Source organism: Monashia sp. NPDC004114 (assembly GCF_053603855.1).
In genome coordinates, this window is sequence record NZ_JBSGGK010000016.1 from 64,308 (window position 1) to 81,745 (window position 17,438).

General features: G+C 68.6%; 11 protein-coding genes and 1 tRNA gene. 5 read left to right on the forward strand and 7 right to left on the reverse strand.

What is annotated here, in order from left to right; all coding sequences use genetic code 11:
- Positions 1-28: 28 nt before the first annotated feature.
- The 3 genes from ACWEOW_RS18880 to ACWEOW_RS18890 all read right to left on the reverse strand — a co-directional run bounded on the left by ACWEOW_RS18880 (position 29) and on the right by ACWEOW_RS18890 (position 5,427).
- Entirely contained in the window at positions 29-1,873 is a 1,845-nt protein-coding gene (locus ACWEOW_RS18880; RefSeq protein ID WP_452270774.1) for a hypothetical protein, read from the reverse strand.
- 127 nt (positions 1,874-2,000) lie between these two features.
- A complete protein-coding gene (locus tag ACWEOW_RS18885) occupies positions 2,001-3,599 on the reverse strand; it encodes a hypothetical protein (RefSeq protein ID WP_452270775.1) in 1,599 nt (532 codons plus the stop codon).
- Between the two features lie 391 nt (positions 3,600-3,990).
- Positions 3,991-5,427 carry a GuaB1 family IMP dehydrogenase-related protein gene (locus ACWEOW_RS18890; protein ID WP_452270776.1) on the reverse strand — a complete coding sequence of 479 codons (1,437 nt, stop codon included), beginning with the start codon at positions 5,425-5,427 and terminating at the stop codon, positions 3,991-3,993.
- Between the two features lie 303 nt (positions 5,428-5,730).
- Here ACWEOW_RS18890 and ACWEOW_RS18895 point away from each other — a divergent pair, with 303 nt between their 5' ends.
- The gene (locus ACWEOW_RS18895; RefSeq protein ID WP_452270777.1) at positions 5,731-7,908 is read left to right on the forward strand and encodes an MMPL family transporter; all 2,178 of its coding nucleotides are present in this window, start codon (positions 5,731-5,733) and stop codon (positions 7,906-7,908) included.
- 106 nt (positions 7,909-8,014) lie between these two features.
- Here ACWEOW_RS18895 and ACWEOW_RS18900 read toward each other — a convergent pair whose 3' ends face one another.
- Entirely contained in the window at positions 8,015-12,253 is a 4,239-nt protein-coding gene (locus tag ACWEOW_RS18900) for a P-loop NTPase fold protein (protein WP_452270778.1), read from the reverse strand.
- A 303-nt stretch (positions 12,254-12,556) separates the two neighbouring features.
- Between ACWEOW_RS18900 and ACWEOW_RS18905 the strand changes: the two genes are divergently transcribed.
- Complete coding sequence (locus tag ACWEOW_RS18905) at positions 12,557-13,585, forward strand: M12 family metallopeptidase (protein ID WP_452270779.1); 1,029 nt, start codon at positions 12,557-12,559, stop codon at positions 13,583-13,585.
- Positions 13,586-13,804: 219 nt separating this feature from the next.
- Complete coding sequence (locus tag ACWEOW_RS18910) at positions 13,805-14,326, forward strand: hypothetical protein (protein WP_452270780.1); 522 nt, start codon at positions 13,805-13,807, stop codon at positions 14,324-14,326.
- Positions 14,327-14,343: 17 nt separating this feature from the next.
- Here ACWEOW_RS18910 and ACWEOW_RS18915 read toward each other — a convergent pair whose 3' ends face one another.
- Entirely contained in the window at positions 14,344-14,940 is a 597-nt protein-coding gene (locus ACWEOW_RS18915) for a YceI family protein (protein ID WP_452270781.1), read from the reverse strand.
- 358 nt (positions 14,941-15,298) lie between these two features.
- Here ACWEOW_RS18915 and ACWEOW_RS18920 point away from each other — a divergent pair.
- Positions 15,299-15,372 (forward strand) — tRNA-Phe (locus ACWEOW_RS18920).
- 281 nt (positions 15,373-15,653) lie between these two features.
- Complete coding sequence (locus ACWEOW_RS18925) at positions 15,654-16,202, forward strand: dihydrofolate reductase family protein (RefSeq protein WP_452270782.1); 549 nt, start codon at positions 15,654-15,656, stop codon at positions 16,200-16,202.
- A gap of 207 nt (positions 16,203-16,409) precedes the next feature.
- Here the strand turns inward: ACWEOW_RS18925 and ACWEOW_RS18930 are convergent, their stop codons facing one another.
- Positions 16,410-16,841, reverse strand: a complete 432-nt coding sequence (locus ACWEOW_RS18930; RefSeq protein ID WP_452270783.1) for a VOC family protein — start codon at positions 16,839-16,841, stop codon at positions 16,410-16,412.
- Between the two features lie 39 nt (positions 16,842-16,880).
- Positions 16,881-17,333 (reverse strand): helix-turn-helix transcriptional regulator, encoded by a 453-nt coding sequence (locus tag ACWEOW_RS18935; RefSeq protein WP_452270784.1) that lies wholly within the window; start codon positions 17,331-17,333, stop codon positions 16,881-16,883.
- Positions 17,334-17,438: the final 105 nt, after the last annotated feature.

The window sequence follows — 17,438 nt, forward strand, 5'->3', positions numbered from 1 at the left end:
CCCCAGCGACGGCATACCTTGTGCTGGTTCACAACGTCCAGCTCGACTTCTCGTAGCCCACGGCCACACAGCGCGTCGGGGTGCACGCGAGCTTGAACGGCTCGAACGCGAGCTTCGTCGGCGACTCCGTCCACGTGCTGCCGTCCCAGGTCCACACGGTGCCGCCGATCCCCGTGGTGAGGCAGCGCTTGCTGTTCTGGCACGCGAGCCGGTCGGACGCGCTCGGCAGCACCCGGCGCACCGACCACGTGGAGCCGTTGAACGTCGAGAACGAGGCCGTGCTGGACGCGACGATGCAGAAACCGGTCGAGGTGCAGCTGAGCTGGTTCGCCTCGGTCACACCCGAGCGACGGACGGCGGACCACGACGTGCCGTTCCAGGTCCGGAACAGTCCGTCATAGGTCATCGCGATGCAGAAGCGCGGTCCACGGCAGGCGACCTCGGGCCTGCGGAAGTCGGAGAACAACCGAGTGGGTGCAGACCACGTCTTGCCGTTCCACCGTCGGACATCGCCGTCCTGGAAAGTGAAGCAGGCGGTGGTCGAGGCGCAGGCGAGGGGCCAGTTCGGGTTGATGCTGTCGAAGGCGATCGCCTTGCCCCAGGCTCCGGTCCACAACCGGTAGGTGCCCTGCTGCATGTCAACGGTCATGCACCAGGTTGCGGACAGGCACGAGACTGAGGAGGGCCGGTTGCCGAGACGCGTCAGCCCGGTCCAGCCGACTCCGTTCCAGCGCACGGCGTTTCCGAGGTCGTCGGCCGCCATGCAGAAGGTGTCGGTCGGGCAGGAGAGGTCCACGACCCACCCGGACGTCGGGTCGAAGCCGACGGCAGGGGTCCACGTCGAGCCGCCGCCGCGCATGAACCGGCCCCGGTCGTCGACGATGAGGCAGGTCGACGCACTGGGGCAGTCGAGGGAGTACTCCGCCCCGTAGAGGCTGGTGATGGCGCGGATCGACCAGGCGGACCCGTTCCACCGTCCGACACGCATGTCGCCGGCTGCCTGGCACGAGGTCGGCGACGTGCACGACAGCGTCTCGACATCGAGGAGCATGCCGCTCTGCGCGTCACCGGCATATCGCCAGGTCGACCCGTTCCAGCGCCATGTGCGGTAGGACGAGCCGCTCGTCGCCAGGCAGAACGTCGTCGAGGTGCACGAGATGTCGAACGTCGAGCTGAAGCTGACCTTGTTGAGGAACGTGGCGACCCATCCAGAGCCGGAGGAGCGCAGCGCGATGGCCCCACCGTCGCTGGCGACACCGATGCCGTGGCAGGTGGTCGCGGACGGGCAGGAGACCGCGTCCACGCGGGAGGCCCAGGGCGCCGTCACGACACCCACGATGGTCGACCCGTTCCAGTAGCCGATCTTGCGAGGGCTGTAGTAGTCGCCGCCCACGACGGCGCAGCGCGTTGCGCTGAAGCAGTCGACGGCGTGGAACGGTGCCAGCGGCGAGGCCACGACCGTCCAGACGCCCGAGCGGTACACGCCGTACGAGTGGGCTGCCACGGCCAGACAGAACGAGGTGGTCGGGCAGGAGACGGCGCGGATGTCGTCGTTGCGTGAGTCGACCCGGGGGAACACGAGCGTGGCCGCGCCCCAGGTGCTGCCGTTGAAGGTCATCGCGCGACCGCCGCGGTCAACGGCCATGCACCACGTCGTGGTCGGGCACGAGACGTCGCTCGGCTGACCACGGTCCGGGATCGCCGTGACCGGCGCGCTCCAGACGGGTGCAACCGCTGCCGCTGCTGATGCAAGCCTCGGCCCGGAACCCGCGGCGGGCACGGACCCGCCGGCCGGGCCGGCCGCGGTGGAGGTGAGCGCGACCAGTGTCAGCGCTCCGAGAATGCGACCGAGCGTTCGTGTGGCACGCACCATGACTCCCCTGTCACTCGCGCGGGCACCGCGACGCCCGCGCGCCGAATGCTAGCCGCTTCCCGGTGCTGCAGCCCGCCAAGCAACGAACGAATATCTCGAATCGTCGCCCCAAGCCCGCTCGACGCGGCTAGAGGGTCCAGCTCGCCTTCTCGTAGCCGATGGCCATGCAGCGGGTCGGCCCGCAAGTGAGCTGGATCGCCTGGAATGCCAGTCGGTTCGGCGAGGCCGTCCATGAGGTGCCGTTCCAGATTGAGACGACGCCGTCCATGTCCGTCCCGAGGCATCGGGTGCTGGTTTGGCAGGCGAGGGTGTCGACGGCTGGCGCCACTCGACGCACCGACCACGCGGTCCCGTTGAACGTCGAGTACAACGTCGACTCCGACTTCACCATGCAGAAGGTGCTGGACGTACAGGTCAGTCGAGTGGCCTTCGTGACGCCGGAGCTCCGGACCGCAGACCAGAAGGTGCCGTTCCAGGTCCGGAACCGACCGTCGTAGGCCATGACGATGCAGAACTTCGGGCCTGTGCACTGGAGCTCTTGGATCCCGCCCACGAGAAGCGATGTCCGGGCTGACCACGTCTTGCCGTTCCATCCGCGCACCGCCCCCGACTGGAGTAGGAAGCATGCTGTTGTCGACCCGCACGCCACCGGCCAGCTGGGGTTGATGGTGTCGAAGGCGATCGCCTTGCCCCAGGCGCCCGTCCACAACCGGTAGGTGCCCTGCTGCGAGTCCACGGTCATGCACCAGGTCGCCGACAGGCACGACACTGAGGACTGCAGGTTGCCCAGCCGCGCCATCCCGACCCATGCGATGCCGTCCCAGCGCACCGCGTTGCCGACCGAGTCGGTGGCCATGCAGAAGGAGTCCGTCGGGCAGGAGAGGCCTGCGGGCCACCTCGAGGTCGGGTCGAAGCCCGCTGCAGGCGTCCACGTCGAGCCGCTGCCGCGCTGGAACCGGCCACGGTTGTCGACGATGACGCACATCGTCGAGGTCGCGCAGTCGACGGCGTAGGTCGCGCCGTAGAGCTTGCTCAGGTCGCGAGTCGACCAGCTGGACCCGTTCCATCGGCCGACCCGCATGTCGCCAACCGCCTGGCAGGCGGTGCTGGAGATGCAGGAGAGAGAGTCGACGGTCAGCTGGGTCTCCCCGGCGTAGCGCCAAGCCGACCCGTTCCAGCGCCACGTCCGGTGCGAGTAGCCGCCCGTTGCGAGGCAGAAGGTCGTCGATGGGCACGAGACGTCGAACGTCGACTCCACGCCCGCCTTCCCGAGATACGACGCGACCCAGCCGGACCCGGATGACCGCAGGGCGATGGCGGCTCCGTCGCTGGCGACGCCGATGCCGTGGCATGTGGAGGCGGACGGGCACGAGACAGCATCAATACGGGCTACCCATGGCGCCGTCGCGAGGCCGACCAGAGCCGAGCCGTTCCAGTACCAAATGCGGCGGGCACTCTGGTCACCCCCGCTGACCACCGCACAGCGGGTCGGGCTGTAGCAGTCGACGGCCCGGAATGGCGCCGCAGTCGAGCGGACGAATGACCACGCGCCCGAGCGGTACACGCCGTACGAGTGGGCTGCCACGGCCAGACAGAACGAGGTGGTCGGGCAGGAGACGGCGCGGATGTCGTCGTTGCGTGAGTCGACCCGGGGGAACACGAGCGTGGCCCCGCCCCAGGTGCTGCCGTTGAAGGTCATCGCGCGACCACCGCGGTCAACGGCCATGCACCACGTCGTGGTCGGGCACGAGACGTCGCTCGGCTGCCCACGGTCCGGGATCGCGGTGACCGGCGCGCTCCAGACGGGTGCAGCCGCTGCCGCTGCTGATGCAAGCCTCGGCCCGGAACCCGCGGCGGGCACAGTCCCCGCGGCGGGCACAGTCTCCGCGGCCGGCCCAGCCCCCGCGGCGGGCACGGACCCGCTGGCCGGGCCGGCTGTGGAGAAGGCGAGCGCGACAACTGTCGACGCTGCGAGGATCCGACCGAACCGACGTCTGGCACCCACGATGACGACTCCCCTGTCACTCGCTCGCGGGCGCGGCGCCGCCCGGCTGCCGAATGCTAGCCGGTCAGGGACGACTCAGCCGGCCGTAAGGCCGAACGAATATCTCGATCGGTCACCAGGAGGTGTGCAGCGGTCGCCCCTCGGCGAAGCCGGCGGTGCTCTGGAGCCCCACGATCGCGCGCTCGTGGAACTCCTCGAGGGTGCGCGCACCGGCATACGTGCAGCTGCTGCGCAGCCCCGCGATGATCTCGTCGATGACGTCCTCGACCGAGGGGCGGGCGGGGTCGACGTACATCCGGGCCGAGCTGATGCCTTCCTCGAAGAGGGACTTGCGGGCGCGGTCGTATGCCGTGTCGCTCGCGGTGCGGTTGCGCACCGCACGCGAGCTCGCCATCCCGAAGGACTCCTTGTACTGGCGCCCGTTGCTGTCGGTGTAGAGGTCGCCCGGGGACTCCAGGGTGCCGGCGAACCACGAGCCGATCATGACGTTCGACGCTCCCGCGGCGAGAGCGAGGGCCACGTCGCGCGGATGCCTGACGCCGCCGTCGGCCCAGACGTTCTTCCCGAGCTCCCTTGCGGCAGTGGCACATTCGAGGACAGCCGAGAACTGCGGACGACCGACCGCGGTCATCATCCGGGTGGTGCACATGGCGCCGGGGCCGACGCCGACCTTGACGATGTCGGCTCCTGCCTCGATGAGGTCGCGCGTGCCCTCGGCGGACACGACGTTGCCGGCGACGATCGGGATCTGCGGGTCGAGGGCGCGGACGGCGCGCAGCGCGTCGACCATCTTCTCCTGGTGACCGTGCGCGGTGTCGATGACCAGGACGTCGGCGCCGGTCTCGAGCAGCTGCGCAGCCTTGGCGGCGACGTCACCGTTGATGCCGACGGCGGCGGCGATCCGCAGGCGGTTGTTCGCGTCGACCGCGGGCTGGTAGAGCCCCGCGCGCAGCGCCCCTCCACGGGTCAGGATGCCGACGAGCTCACCGTGCTCGGACACGACAGGTGCGACCTTGCGTCGCGCCACCGAGAGCCGCTCGAACGCCTCCTGGGGCTCGATGTCCTCAGGGAGCACGACCATGTTCTCGTACATGACGTCCTGGACCTGGGTGAACCGGTCGACGCCGGTGAGGTCCTTCTCCGTGACGATGCCGACGGGCTTCGGGCCGTCGACGACCACGGCGGCACCGTGGGCGCGCTTGCCGAGCAGGACGAGCGCCTCGCCGGCGGTCGTGTGCCGGTCGAGTCGGATCGGTGTGTCATGGACGAGGTGCCGCTGCTTGACCCAGCCGACGACCTCGTGCACGACCTCGACGGGGATGTCCTGCGGGATGACGGCGATCGCGCCGCGGCGCGCCACGGTCTCGGCCATCCGGCGCCCTGCGATCGCGGTCATGTTCGCCACGACGAGCGGGATGGTCGTGCCGGTGCCGTCGACGCTCGAGAGGTCGACGTCGAGCCGGCTGGTCACCGACGAGCGGCTCGGGACCATGAAGACGTCGTCGTAGGTCAGGTCGAACTGGGGCTGCTGGCCGTTGAGGAACTGCACGAAAGACCACTGTATGCCGCCGCGCGGGCTTCCCACGCCGCTGGCCGGTTCGTGGAACCCAGGACAAGCTGCGGGCCCCACCCAAGTCGAGTGGCCGCGCAGTCACGGCGGAGCGACAAGGCAGCTGAGACGACGCGGCCACTCGAGTGGCGCGCGACTGGGCTCGACTCAGGGTCCACCCCGATCCATCCCTGAGGACAACCCCCAAATCTGGCCGCAGCCCTGTGCGGGAGCTAAGAGGCGACCTAGCGTTGACCGAGGGCCGCGTTTCGCGGCGATGACTCCAGCAGAGGGGCAAACGCCATGAATGACAACAAGATCGGCGATGTCGGACGTCTCGCCTGGGTGCCCTCGTCACGGGTCACCAAGTGGGTCGTCGCCGCGTTCTGGCTCATCCTTGCAGGCGTGCTGGCCAGCTCGGCGGGCAAGCTGCAGGGGGCGCTCAACAACGAGGCGGCCTCCTGGCTGCCCGAGAACGCGCAGTCGACCCAGGTCGTCAAGCAGATCGAGGCGTTCCAGAGCACGAACGAGTTCCCAGCGGTCATCGTCTACGAGCGACCGAGCGGGGTCACCCAGCAGGACCTTGCCTCGGTCACGGCTCAGGTCGCCAAGTTCAACGCGCTCCCGTCGGTCAAGCGGGATGCCGTCGGGCCGATCCCGTCCCAGGACAAGCAGGCCATCGAAGTCGTCGTCCCGGTCGACGCCGGGCCGGACGGCTGGGACTCGCTCGGCACGGCTGCCGACCAGATGCGCGACATCGCCAAGGCCTCACCGGCCGGGCTGTCGATGCACGTCACCGGTCCCGTCGGGTATGCAGCCGACTCGTCGGAGGCCTTCTCCGGCATCGACGGCAAGCTGCTCTACAGCGCCGCCGCCGTGGTCATCCTCATCCTGCTCATCACGTACCGCAGCCCGCTGCTGTGGATCCTGCCCGTGGCCTCGGCCGTCATCTCCCTGCTCATCGCCCAGGCCGTCATCTACTTCCTCGCCGACAGCGGCACGCTGACCGTCAACGCGCAGAGCTCGGGCATCCTCACCGTGATCGTCTTCGGCGCGGGCACCGACTATGCCCTGCTGCTCGTCGCGAGATACCGCGAGGAGCTGAGACGCCACCAGGACCGGCATGAGGCCATGGCGTTCGCGTTGCACCGGGCCGGGCCGGCCATCTTCGCATCGGGCTCGACCGTCATCGTCGGCATGCTCTGCCTGCTCTTCGCGACGATGAGCTCGACCAAGGGCCTAGGCCCCGTGGCCGCCATCGGCATCGCCGTCGCCCTGCTCGTCATGCTGACCTTCCTGCCGGCCCTGCTCGTCATCTTCGGCCGCTGGTTCTTCTGGCCCGTCCGGCCGGCATACGGCTCCGTGGACCACACGCGCGACGGCTTCTGGGCCCGGATCGGCACCCGCATCGCCCGCGCACCGCGGCAGACGTGGATCCTCACGTCCGTGCTGCTGGCCGTCGCCGCGCTCGGTGTCCTCCAGCTCAACGCCGTCGGCCTGCAGAACAAGGACTCCTACACCAGCACGCCACAGTCGGTCATCGGCGAGCAGATCGCCGCGAAGCACTTCCCCGCCGGGGCCGGCTCGCCCGTCGTCGTGCTCGCCAACACCCCGCAGGCGGAGGCGGTCAAGTCGGCTGTCGCCTCGACCCCGGGCATCGCCCAGGTCACCGACCCCGTGTCCCGCAACGGCCGCTCGATGATCCAGGCCACTCTCAAGGACGCGCCGGACTCCGACGCCGCATCCACGACCGTCGAGCGGGTGCGCGACGCGATCGCCACCGTGCCTGGTGCCGATGCCATCGCCGGCGGCGACACAGCGACGCGGCTCGACACCTCGCAAGCCTCGAGCCAGGACAACCTCCGGGTCATCCCGGTCATCCTCGGGGTCGTCCTGCTGATCCTCATCCTGCTGCTGCGCGCTCTCACCGCACCGCTCGTGCTGATCGGGACCGTGGTGCTGTCGTTCGGCGCGGCAATCGGCTTGTCGGCGTTGGTGTTCCGCCACGTCTTCGGCTTCGCCGGCGCGGACACGTCGTTCCCGCTGTTCGTGTTCGTGTTCCTCGTCGCCCTGGGCATCGACTACAACATCTTCCTCATGACCCGGGTGCACGAGGAGTCGAACCAGGTCGGGATGCGCCGTGGCGCGCTCATCGGGCTCGCCGCGACGGGTGGGGTGATCACCTCTGCAGGTCTCGTGCTCGCCGGCACGTTCTCGGTGCTCGCGACGATGCCGGTCGTGGCGTTCGCGGAGATCGGCTTCGCGGTGGCGCTCGGGGTCCTGCTCGACACCCTCATCGTCCGCTCGGTCCTCGTCACCGCGCTCAACCTCGACATCGGGGCCCGCATGTGGTGGCCCAGCCGCCTGGCCCGCCAGGACCGAGAGCTCGCCGCTGCAGCCGACGCCGCCGAGGCGGCCGAGGCCGAGGCGGAAGCCTCCGGGAGGCCGGGCAAGGAGCCCAGCCTCGAGCCTGCCGGCTGACGACCCAGCCACGACGAGACACCAGGTATGCCGCCCGCCGAGCCGGGCGGCATACCTGCGTTCTCGTGTGGTGGGGATCTCCGGTTCGAGGTATCCGGGTCAGGTATCAGGTCGCTGGATGCTGCGAGCTTTCACCTCCAGCCGGCTCCTGCGGGCCTTCGCTGACCGCGGGGATCCCGCCGGCCATCCGGAAGGAGAAGCGCGCGACTCGGGGTGCCCATCGCTGGTAGACGGGCATGCCGTGCGGCTCGACGGCGACGACGAGGTCTTCGAGAGGCTTGTACACGTGTGGAAATGCCGCCTCGAGGAAGTCCTTGAAGACCGCTTCCTTGGGCTGCGACATCAGCGCTGAGAACACGTCCGAGACATCCGAGGGGCGCCCGACGAGGATGCCGAGCAGCACGACGACGACCTCGAACTCGCGACCGTGCTCTGGGTCGAAGTCGCTGAGCTCCGTGTCGGGCACGCTGACGCGCAGCATCCGGTAGATGTTCACCAGTCGCTTGGTGGAACGGGGGGTCAGGGACAGGCCGTCAAGCTCGCCGAGAAGCCGTCTCTCCTCCGACGATATGAAGAGCGCCTCGGACCGCGGCAGCGCTGGTGGGGCCTCGGGGGCCGGCGCCTCCGCGTGGTCCTCCGGCTCCTCGGTCTCTCGGTGCCCGTCGGGCGCGGCGTGCTCCCCGCTGGCTGTGTCGTGCGCGTTGGCGTCGTCCTGCCCGGCGTCGTCCTCCCGGGCGTCGTCCTGTCCGGCGCCGTCCTCCGGGGCCGGCTGGGCTCCTCGCGCTGGAGGGGCGGGCTCGCCCGCGGGCGCACCGTTGGCACCCGGTCCGTCCGCCGTGCTCGGGGTGCCTGTCTCGCTGTCGACGACGGCCTGCTGGGAGACGGAGGAGTTCCCGTTCGAGCCCGGCAGACCCGGCGAGGCGGGCGCCGGCCCCGGGCCACGACGCTCGTCCCCGCTGCTTGGCGGCGTCTTCGGCGGAGGTGTCAGCTCCACGATGAGGTCGCGATAGCTGTCGGTCGACATGCGCCGCAGGATGTAGGGGATCTGGAAGATCTTCTCGAGATACTGCGACGGCTCTTCGAGGAGGTTCTCGAAATGGGCGTCCAGCGAGCGGACGAGCCATCGGCTGTCGACGCCGACCACGACGACGAAGAGCTCGAATGCGAGCAAGAGGTGAACGGCCTGAAGCACCGCGACGACCTTGTCGTCCGGACATCGGTCGAGGTCATCGATGAACAGCACGATGCGCTCGGCCTTCTTGATCGGGGCCCTGACCTCTCCCGTGCCTTCAGTCCCAGGCTCTGACCGCACCTGCTGGGTGGCGGGCCCGTCCGCGCTGGCCGGGCTTGGTCCTTCGTCGGACAGGGCGGCGCTCCCTTGGGACTTGCCGTTCTGACTGGCCCCATCGGAGGAGGTTGACGAGATCAGGGCCACGAGCTGCTCGAAGTCGTGCCTGAGCTGCGACATCACACCGAGCCTGCTGCGGTAGTCCGCGCTGGCGGCCCGCTCGCGGACGAAGTTCTGCAGCTGCAGGCCCTGATCGTGAATGTCCCGAACGTCGCGCTCGCGCCTCTCGACCTCTCGCTCGGCGAACTCCTCGGTCGCGCGCGCCTTGACCACCGCCTCACGCTTCAGCTCGAGTGGCCGTTCCCGAGCCTCGCGGGCCTCACGAGCAAGACTCAAGATGCGCGTCGTGGCCGCGAGGGCCGGTGCCAACGCGGCCGCGCCGGCGACGACGACGGCGAGTGCTTTCTGGGCCGTGTCCCAGCTGTTCCCCCAGGCGAGCCAGCCGGCGGCGACCAACAGCACGAAGAACGTCACCAGGGTCGCCGTGCGGCTTCGATGAAGGACCTCCTCCCGAAACAAGCGCCGCACATTCTGCACCTGCTGCCCCACGGTCTCGGCCGCGCCAAGAGCCTCCGCGAGCCGGTTTGCGTCGTCTGTGGACGCGGCCGTGCTGGGGGCGCCGGCCTGGGTGGTGGGCGCACCGGCCTGGGTGGTGGGCGCACCGGCCTGGCCCTCGACCGTCTGGTCCTCGGCTACGGCCTGCTCCGTGGCGACGATGGTCTTCAGGTTCGCCGCCAGGTCCTTGTCTCCGCGCACGACGTGGAGGGCGACGGCAACGGATGGACGCCACGCGGCCGTGGCCTTGCCTGTGCTCTTCTCGAGCACGTCGAGCTGTCGCTCCAGCTCGATGCGATCCTCCTTCGCCGTGTCCACGACGCTGCGGGCACTGTCCAGTGCGTCCAGTGCCTTGGCTGCTGCGTCTTCCTCCGCGCCGTCGGCGAGCGCGTCGAAGAGTGTCGCGGCGAGGCTGGCCCAGAGGTCGGCGTCCACGTAGTGCCAGGCGTTGAAGCGAACCGTGCGGACGTTCCCGCAATATGGCATGGCTTCTGGCACCTTCTTGCCTGCCATCGAGGACAGCTCGCCCATGCGCTCCTCCATGAGCGCCATGAAGAAGCTCTTGCCACTGCCCCAGTCACCGAACAGTCCCACCGCGAGTGGCAGAGGCGTGTCTTTCGCCAAGAGCACCGAGACGAGCATCTCGACCTCTTCGGTCACCCCGAGGCGGTCCGCCTTGCGCACCCGGCCGTCTCCGGGCCTCGGGACGGTGTCGGCCGCTGCACCGGCCAGCAGCTGCGCTCGGCCTGCGGGTCGTGCGGCGGGACCGCTCTGGGTCTCCGGAGGCGGTGTCGTGCTGTCGTCGGGGCGCGAGGCAGTGTCGGCCGAGGCGGCCGAGGCGGCCGAGGCGGCCAAGGCGGCCGAGTCCGCCGCGACGTCCACGGCGGCGCTCTCTTCGCCGGCCCCGCGCCTGGCATTCAGGCCCTCGATGACGCTGCGGAGCACGTCGCTCGACACGGCGGTGACCATGCGCTCGGTGAGGCTCGCGGCCAGGCCGATGACACGACCTCCGGCGAGGATCGGCGCTCCGGCGACGACGACGTCCGGAGCGACGGTGTCCACCTCAACCGAGAGGGACGACGGATCGGGGGAGCTGACCGACCCACGGACCACGCGAAGCTCACCCTCGGAAGCCACCATGACCACATCGACAGCGTCACCGCGGACCGCGGGACCGACTCCGAGGCTGAGCTGAGCCGACGTGGCCTCGAGGGGGGACTGGGGCGCAAGCACAGCAACCCGCCGAGAGGGGTCTGCGCCGTCGTCTCGGACCACCCCCGCCTGGCTCGAGACCTTGGTCCCCAAGGACTCGATGTCGACGAACGGCAGACCGTCAACGGCGGCGAGCGACGTCACCACGGTCTCGTCCTCGACCAGGACGGCGATTCCACGGATCCCCTGCGAGCCGAGCGTGTCGATGGCGAACACCCGATCCAGGTAGGGCGGGACCCAGGGGTTCTCAGCGACCGGGCCGAGAATGCTGTCCCACTCCACGGCCGACTCACTCCTCCAGCGCAGGCCGATCGCGTTGCGTAGGGCTGTCCGCAGGTCTTTCTCGTCAACTCCCAACGAGGACAGCACGACTGGCTCGATACGTTCGTCGTCGAGCGCCGCCGCGAGGACATGGTGTGCGTAGATCTCTCGCGCTCCGACGCGGCCGGCAATGCTGTCCGCACTGCGGATGACGTCCAGCAGCCGCGAGTACGTGTCCGCGTCGGTGTCCTGCAGAACCACCTTCCTGCGATCCACTCCGACCGAGCGCATCGCCCTCGAGACTCGCTCGTCCGATGGCGCCGGAACCATCTCGCGGACCAGCGCGGTAGCCCCGGCCGCGAGCTGTCGCAGGTCCAGCTGCGTGTGCTCAGGCTGGACGAGTATGGCGAGGAGCACGTCGAGCGCGGACACGTCCTTTGCACCGCGAAGGAGGCTCACCGACAACGCCAGCCGCAGCAGCTCGTCAGCCGCAGGACGCAGCGGTCGACGCGAAGGCACCTCCGTCTCGCCCTTCTTCGACGCAGCTGAGGTGGCGGCCTCCACGGCGTCGGGGTCGACTTGCCACGCCGACAGGTCGGAGGCGAGTCGCTCGATGAGCGGATCGTCCGGCTCCCCGCGCCACTCGGTGAGCATGACGGTCTGCATCGCTCGAAACGCGGGCGGGACGGTGCCGTCGATCGAGACCGGCAGCAGCTTGCTTTCGTCCTGGGCGATGGCGGCTTCTCGAAGCACGAACGATGACTTCGCAGACTCCGCTGACCACACGACGACGACCACGGCTGCATCGCCCAGCATCTTCGTCAGCTCTTGGTCGAACCTGCTGCCTGCCGGAACGTCGTCGTCCCAACGAACTGAGAGTCCCCGCGCCCGGAGAGCACCGACCAGCTGAGCAACAGTCGCGTGATCGTTGTGGCTGTAGCTGACGAACACATCGCGGGAAGTCACCATCAGTCCCCTCGTCGCGCCTGACGAGGAGCCGGGACCACAGGAGAAGCCACCGCACCTGAGCCACGGCATTGCCCCGCAGAGCGCGTGACGCCCTTTCCCTTTGTCGTCGGAGCGATTCGATCCTTTGACCAAGTTTATTCGCGTAGCAGTAGGGCAATGTCTGAATCGAAGAACACGCGATCTGGCCCTGGGCGCCAATCGGGGCGGACGGCATACTCCGGTTTCTCCGTGGCAGGTCCGGAGTGCGAGGACGATTGTGCTCGGGGGTCGACGAGGACTCCCCTATGACCAAGGGGGACTGCCATGACTGACGCTGCAGAGCACGTGTGCTTCGACCGCATACTGCCCAAGGACCTGATGCGCCCGCACCGGCGGGCGCAGGGGCCTGACGGCGGGGACCGCGCGATCTCGCCCATCGGCAAGGCCTGGGTGAACGGGACAACGCTCAAGGTGCGCTTCCTTGCGGGCACTCCTGCCCAGCAGGCCACAGCGCGCGAGCAGGCAGCCTGGTGGCAGGCGGCCTGCAACATCTTCTTCGACTTCGGTGACCATCCCGACGCCGACATCCGAATCTCCTTCGACCCCAACGACGGTGCGTGGTCGTACGTCGGCACGGACAACAGGGGCATCCCAGCGAACCAGGCGACGATGAACCTCGGTTTCCTCGACGGCGGCACGGCGGGACACGAGTTCGGCCACGCCGTCGGGCTGGCGCACGAGCACTCAAACCCGGCGGGCGGCATCCAGTGGAACGAACCCGTCGTCCTCAAGGCCCTGGCCGGCCCGCCCAACTACTGGGACGAGGGGACGGTTCGGCACAACGTGTTCATGAAGTACCGGCTCGACCAGATCAAGGGCACCCAGTTCGACGCCGACTCGATCATGCTCTATGCCTTCCCCGCGTCCTGGACGCTCAACGGGGTCGCGACGCACGCCAACGACGTCCTGTCGGCAATGGACAAGGCGTTCGTCTCCGGGGCGACGATGTACCCACGGTCGGCACCGGTGGTCAGCGACGCCACACCGATCACCGTGGGCGGCCCGAAGGTCAACGGCTCGATCGGGAAGCCGGGCGAGGAGGACCTCTACTCGTTCACGGCTGATGCGGACGGGCTGTACGAGGTGTCGACCCGCGGCGTGACGGACGTCTACCTCAAGCTCTTCGGGCCGGACAGCGACACGCACCTCGTGGCCGAGGACGACGACAGCGGTTATGGCCTGAACGCGCGGATCCGGGCTCAGCTGACGCCGGGCAAGTACGTGGCCCAGGTCCGGCACTACAACCCGTCGAGCGGCACGGGCACGTACTCGATCCGAGCCCGACGCCGCTGACGGATGTCCGCCCGCCTGACGCTGGTCACCTCGACGGGTTTCGTCTCCGGGCTACGGGACCTGCCGGAGCCCTGTGATTCTGCTCCGGAATACGGAGCAGAATCACAGGGTGGCGGGAGGAGGGCATGGGTTCCAGTCCGGCCCCGGTCGGGACCCGGACCCGCTGACGGCCAACCTCGATCGGTTGCCGATGCTCGGTAATCGAGTAATGATGATTACATGATTACGGACGAGAAGCTGGAACGGGTGCGGGGCTGGTTCGCCGGCCGACTGCCCGAGGAGTGGCGGAGCGAGGCACCTGAGGTGACCGTCGACCGCGAGGAGATCACCATCGTGCTGACGATCGGAGACGTCGACCTGCCTGACGGGTCGAGCGACGCCGAGCGCGACGAGGCCAGGGCGGGGCGTGCCAAGGCGTTCCGCGAGGACACGCGCGGGCGCCGCATCGAGATCGCACGTGAGGCGGAGCACCGGTTCGACCGCAAGGTGTCGTGGGCCGTGCGGGTCGGCGACCGGACGGAGCTGTTCACGCACGTCGCGGCGCCGGCAATGACCCGGCTGCGTCAACCCGAGCGGCTCGTGCTCGACACGCTCGTCGACGCGGGGGTGGCCCGCTCACGGGCCGAGGCGCTCGCGTGGTGCGTCAAGCTCGTCGGCCAGCACGAGAGCGACTGGCTCGGAGAGCTGCGCGACGCGATGTCGAAGGTCGCGGACGTCCGCAGCAAGGGTCCGGGCGCGTAACGCTCGGACCCCCCGGCTCAGCCCTTGCTGTCGTCCTGGGCGTCGCTGTCGTCCTGGGCGTCGCTGCCGCGCTTGATCGCCGAGATCTCGAACTCGAGCGAGATCTTCTCGGAGACGAGCACGCCGCCGGAGTCGAGGGGCATGTTCCACTCGAGGCCGTAGTCGCGGCGGTTCACGCGGCGGGAGCCCTCGAAGCCGGCTCGGAGCGCGCCGAACGCGTCCTTCTCGACGCCCATGAGCTCGAGCGGGACGGTGATGTGCTTCGTGATGTCGCGGATCGTCAGGTCGCCGGAGACCATGTAGGCGTTCTCCTCGACCTCCTCGATCTGCGTGCTGACGAAGCGGATGTCGGGCCACTTCTCGACGTCGAAGAAGTCGGGGCTGCGCAGGTGGTCGTCGCGCTGCTGGTTGCGAGTGTCGACGCTGCCGGCCTTGAGGGTGACCTCGGCGTACGACTTCGACATGTCCTCGAGGTCGGCGTAGAAGCGGCCCGTGACGTCGTTGAAGGAGCCACGCACGGTCGTGACCATGGCGTGGCGCGCCGAGAACCCGATGCGGGTGTGGGCCGGGTCGAAGTCCCAGTCACCACTCAGCGGCGATCCGTTGTCGGTCATGGCCTCTCCCCTGCGAATGGATGATGGAGTCGCGGCAGTCTTTCACGACCCACGATCATTGAACGTTTCACGATCGGTCCGTTTCACGCAAGTCGGTCCCTGACGTGCCCGCGCGTTCCTCGTGGGGTGGCGCGGGGTGCCACGTCGCATCCCATACCCGCGAGCCTGTCCCAATAGCGGCGATCGCGCCACCCCAAGGGACGGACCAGTCCGCTTCGGACATTGCGGTCAGGCGTCTGATGGCCCTCCCCAGGATGGCGCTGGGGCGGCGCTGGGCTGGCGTTGGTCGGCGCTGTCGGCGTCCGTGAGCCGTTTGGGAGTTCAGCCTGGGGGTCGGCTATAGTTCGTCACGTTGCCCGGCCAGGTAGCTCAGTTGGTACGAGCGTCCGACTGAAAATCGGAAGGTCGGCGGTTCGACCCCGCCCCTGGCCACAACCCCACGAAACCGCAGGTCAGTATGCCGCTGACCTGCGGTTTCGTCGTCTAGCCCGCATCCTGAAGGGCTCGATCCCGTCTGCCATCTCACCTCGCAGGCGGCGGATGCGCTCGCTCCCAATCCATGACGTGCAGCCGTCAACCGGTCGGGCCGCCACCGATGTTTCGGAAATCGAACAGTTGCCTGATGTCGATTCGGGAGGCGCCCGTTCGCGTATCGGTGAGGGCGCCGAGAGCCGGCACCCACCCGATACATCAATCAAACAGGAGCAACGACCATGACCATCAAGTCCAGCCTCTTCATCTCGCTCGACGGCGTCATCGAGGCGCCCGAGACCTGGCACTTCCCCTACTTCAACGACGAAATGGGAGCCGCCGTGGGGGCCCTGATGAGTGAGTCCGAGGCCACCCTGCTCGGCCGCCAGACCTACGACGAGTTCGCGGCCTACTGGCCGAACGCCGACCCGAACGACCCGTTCACCGCGGTGATGAACGGCGCGCGGAAGTACGTCGTGTCCACCACCATCGAGGAGGCCGGCTGGGAGAACTCCACCGTGGTCAGCGGTGACGTCAAGGCCGAGCTCGAGAAGCTCAAGGAGCAGACCTCGCTCGGGACGACCGGCAGCGCCACCCTGGTGCGGTGGCTGCTCGAGCAGGGTCTCGTCGATGAGCTGCACCTGCTGGTCCACCCGGTCGTGGTCGGCAAGGGCAAGAAGCTCTTCGGCGAGGGCGCCCAGGTGCCGCTGGAGCTCAAGTCCTCGACCCAGTTCTCGACCGGTGTCATGCACCTCGTCTATGTGCCGGCGCGGCCCGAGGCGGAGAACTGATCACTCAGGCGCAGCGGTCACGGTGACCCGGCCCCCGGGTCAGGCCCCGTGACCGCTCCACGCGCCTTATACCAGTGCACTACACACCGTGCGTGAGCGCGTGAGTTCTGGTGCACCGCCGGAGCAAGCCGACCTTGCGACGAGTGGAGAATCGCGGGCGACCCATCACCTCCACCCGAAGACCTCGAACGGCGTGTGCCTGCCTCGTCAGGCGGTTTCCTGTTGCGCAACTGGTCCCTGCTGCAGGATCCGGATGGGGTTGCCGAAGGGATCCCGGATGCCCATGTCAGTCCCGTAGAAGTGCTCGGTGGGCTCTTGCGTGAAGTCGGTTACGCCACGCTGGCGCAGCGTCTCGTACAGCCCGCGAGCATCATCGGTAGTGAAGACGAGGCCGCCGAGCGCACCCTTGGTGATGAGCTCGCGGAGGCGCTCGGCCGTCGCCTCGTCGTGGAGGGGCGGTCCGGGCTGTTCCAGAGAGATCTCGGTCGGGTGGTCGCCGGGAACCCGCACGGTCAGCCAGCGATAGTCGCCTTGCTGCACATCGTTGCCCTTTTCGAGCCCGAGCTTGTTGACGTAGAAATCGAGCGCCTCGTCCTTGTCGAGGACGTAGATCGACGTGACATTCAGCCTGCTGATCATGATGTTCTCCAGAGCCGTTCCGAGTGGGTCATCCCGAGCCTACGGAGCCGCCGCCGGGGAGACTTCTCCAAAACTGCTCGATGACGGCAGCGGCTGGACTGTGCTGCTAGGTCGCATCGCCGCGAGCTGGACGCAGTGGGGCGCCACGACCGGGCCATGCCCCGTCCGATAGCCGCGCGGCGTCTCTCCGACGATCTGCCGGAAGGTTCGGCTGAAGGTCCCCACGCTCGTGAAGCCGACATCGAAGCAGATGTCGGTGACCGTGCGGTCAGTCTCACGCAGCAGGAACATCGAGCGCTCAATCCGCCGTCGCTGCAGGTACCGGTGGGGTGTCTCGCCGAACACGGAACGGAAGCAGCGGCTGAAGTGTGCGGGCGAGATATGCGCGACCGCCGCCACGGCGCGGACGTCGAGCGGCTCGGCATACGCACGGTCCATCGCGTCGCGGGCGCGAAGCAGCCGCCGATTCAGATCCTCCGCTTCGCGGCTCACCCGGCCACGGTAACGCGGCACCTACGGATCGGGCGGCGTGGTGACGTCAGTCCCGCCCGGGAGTCGCCGTCGCCAGACCGACCTCACGCACCGACGGGGTCGGCC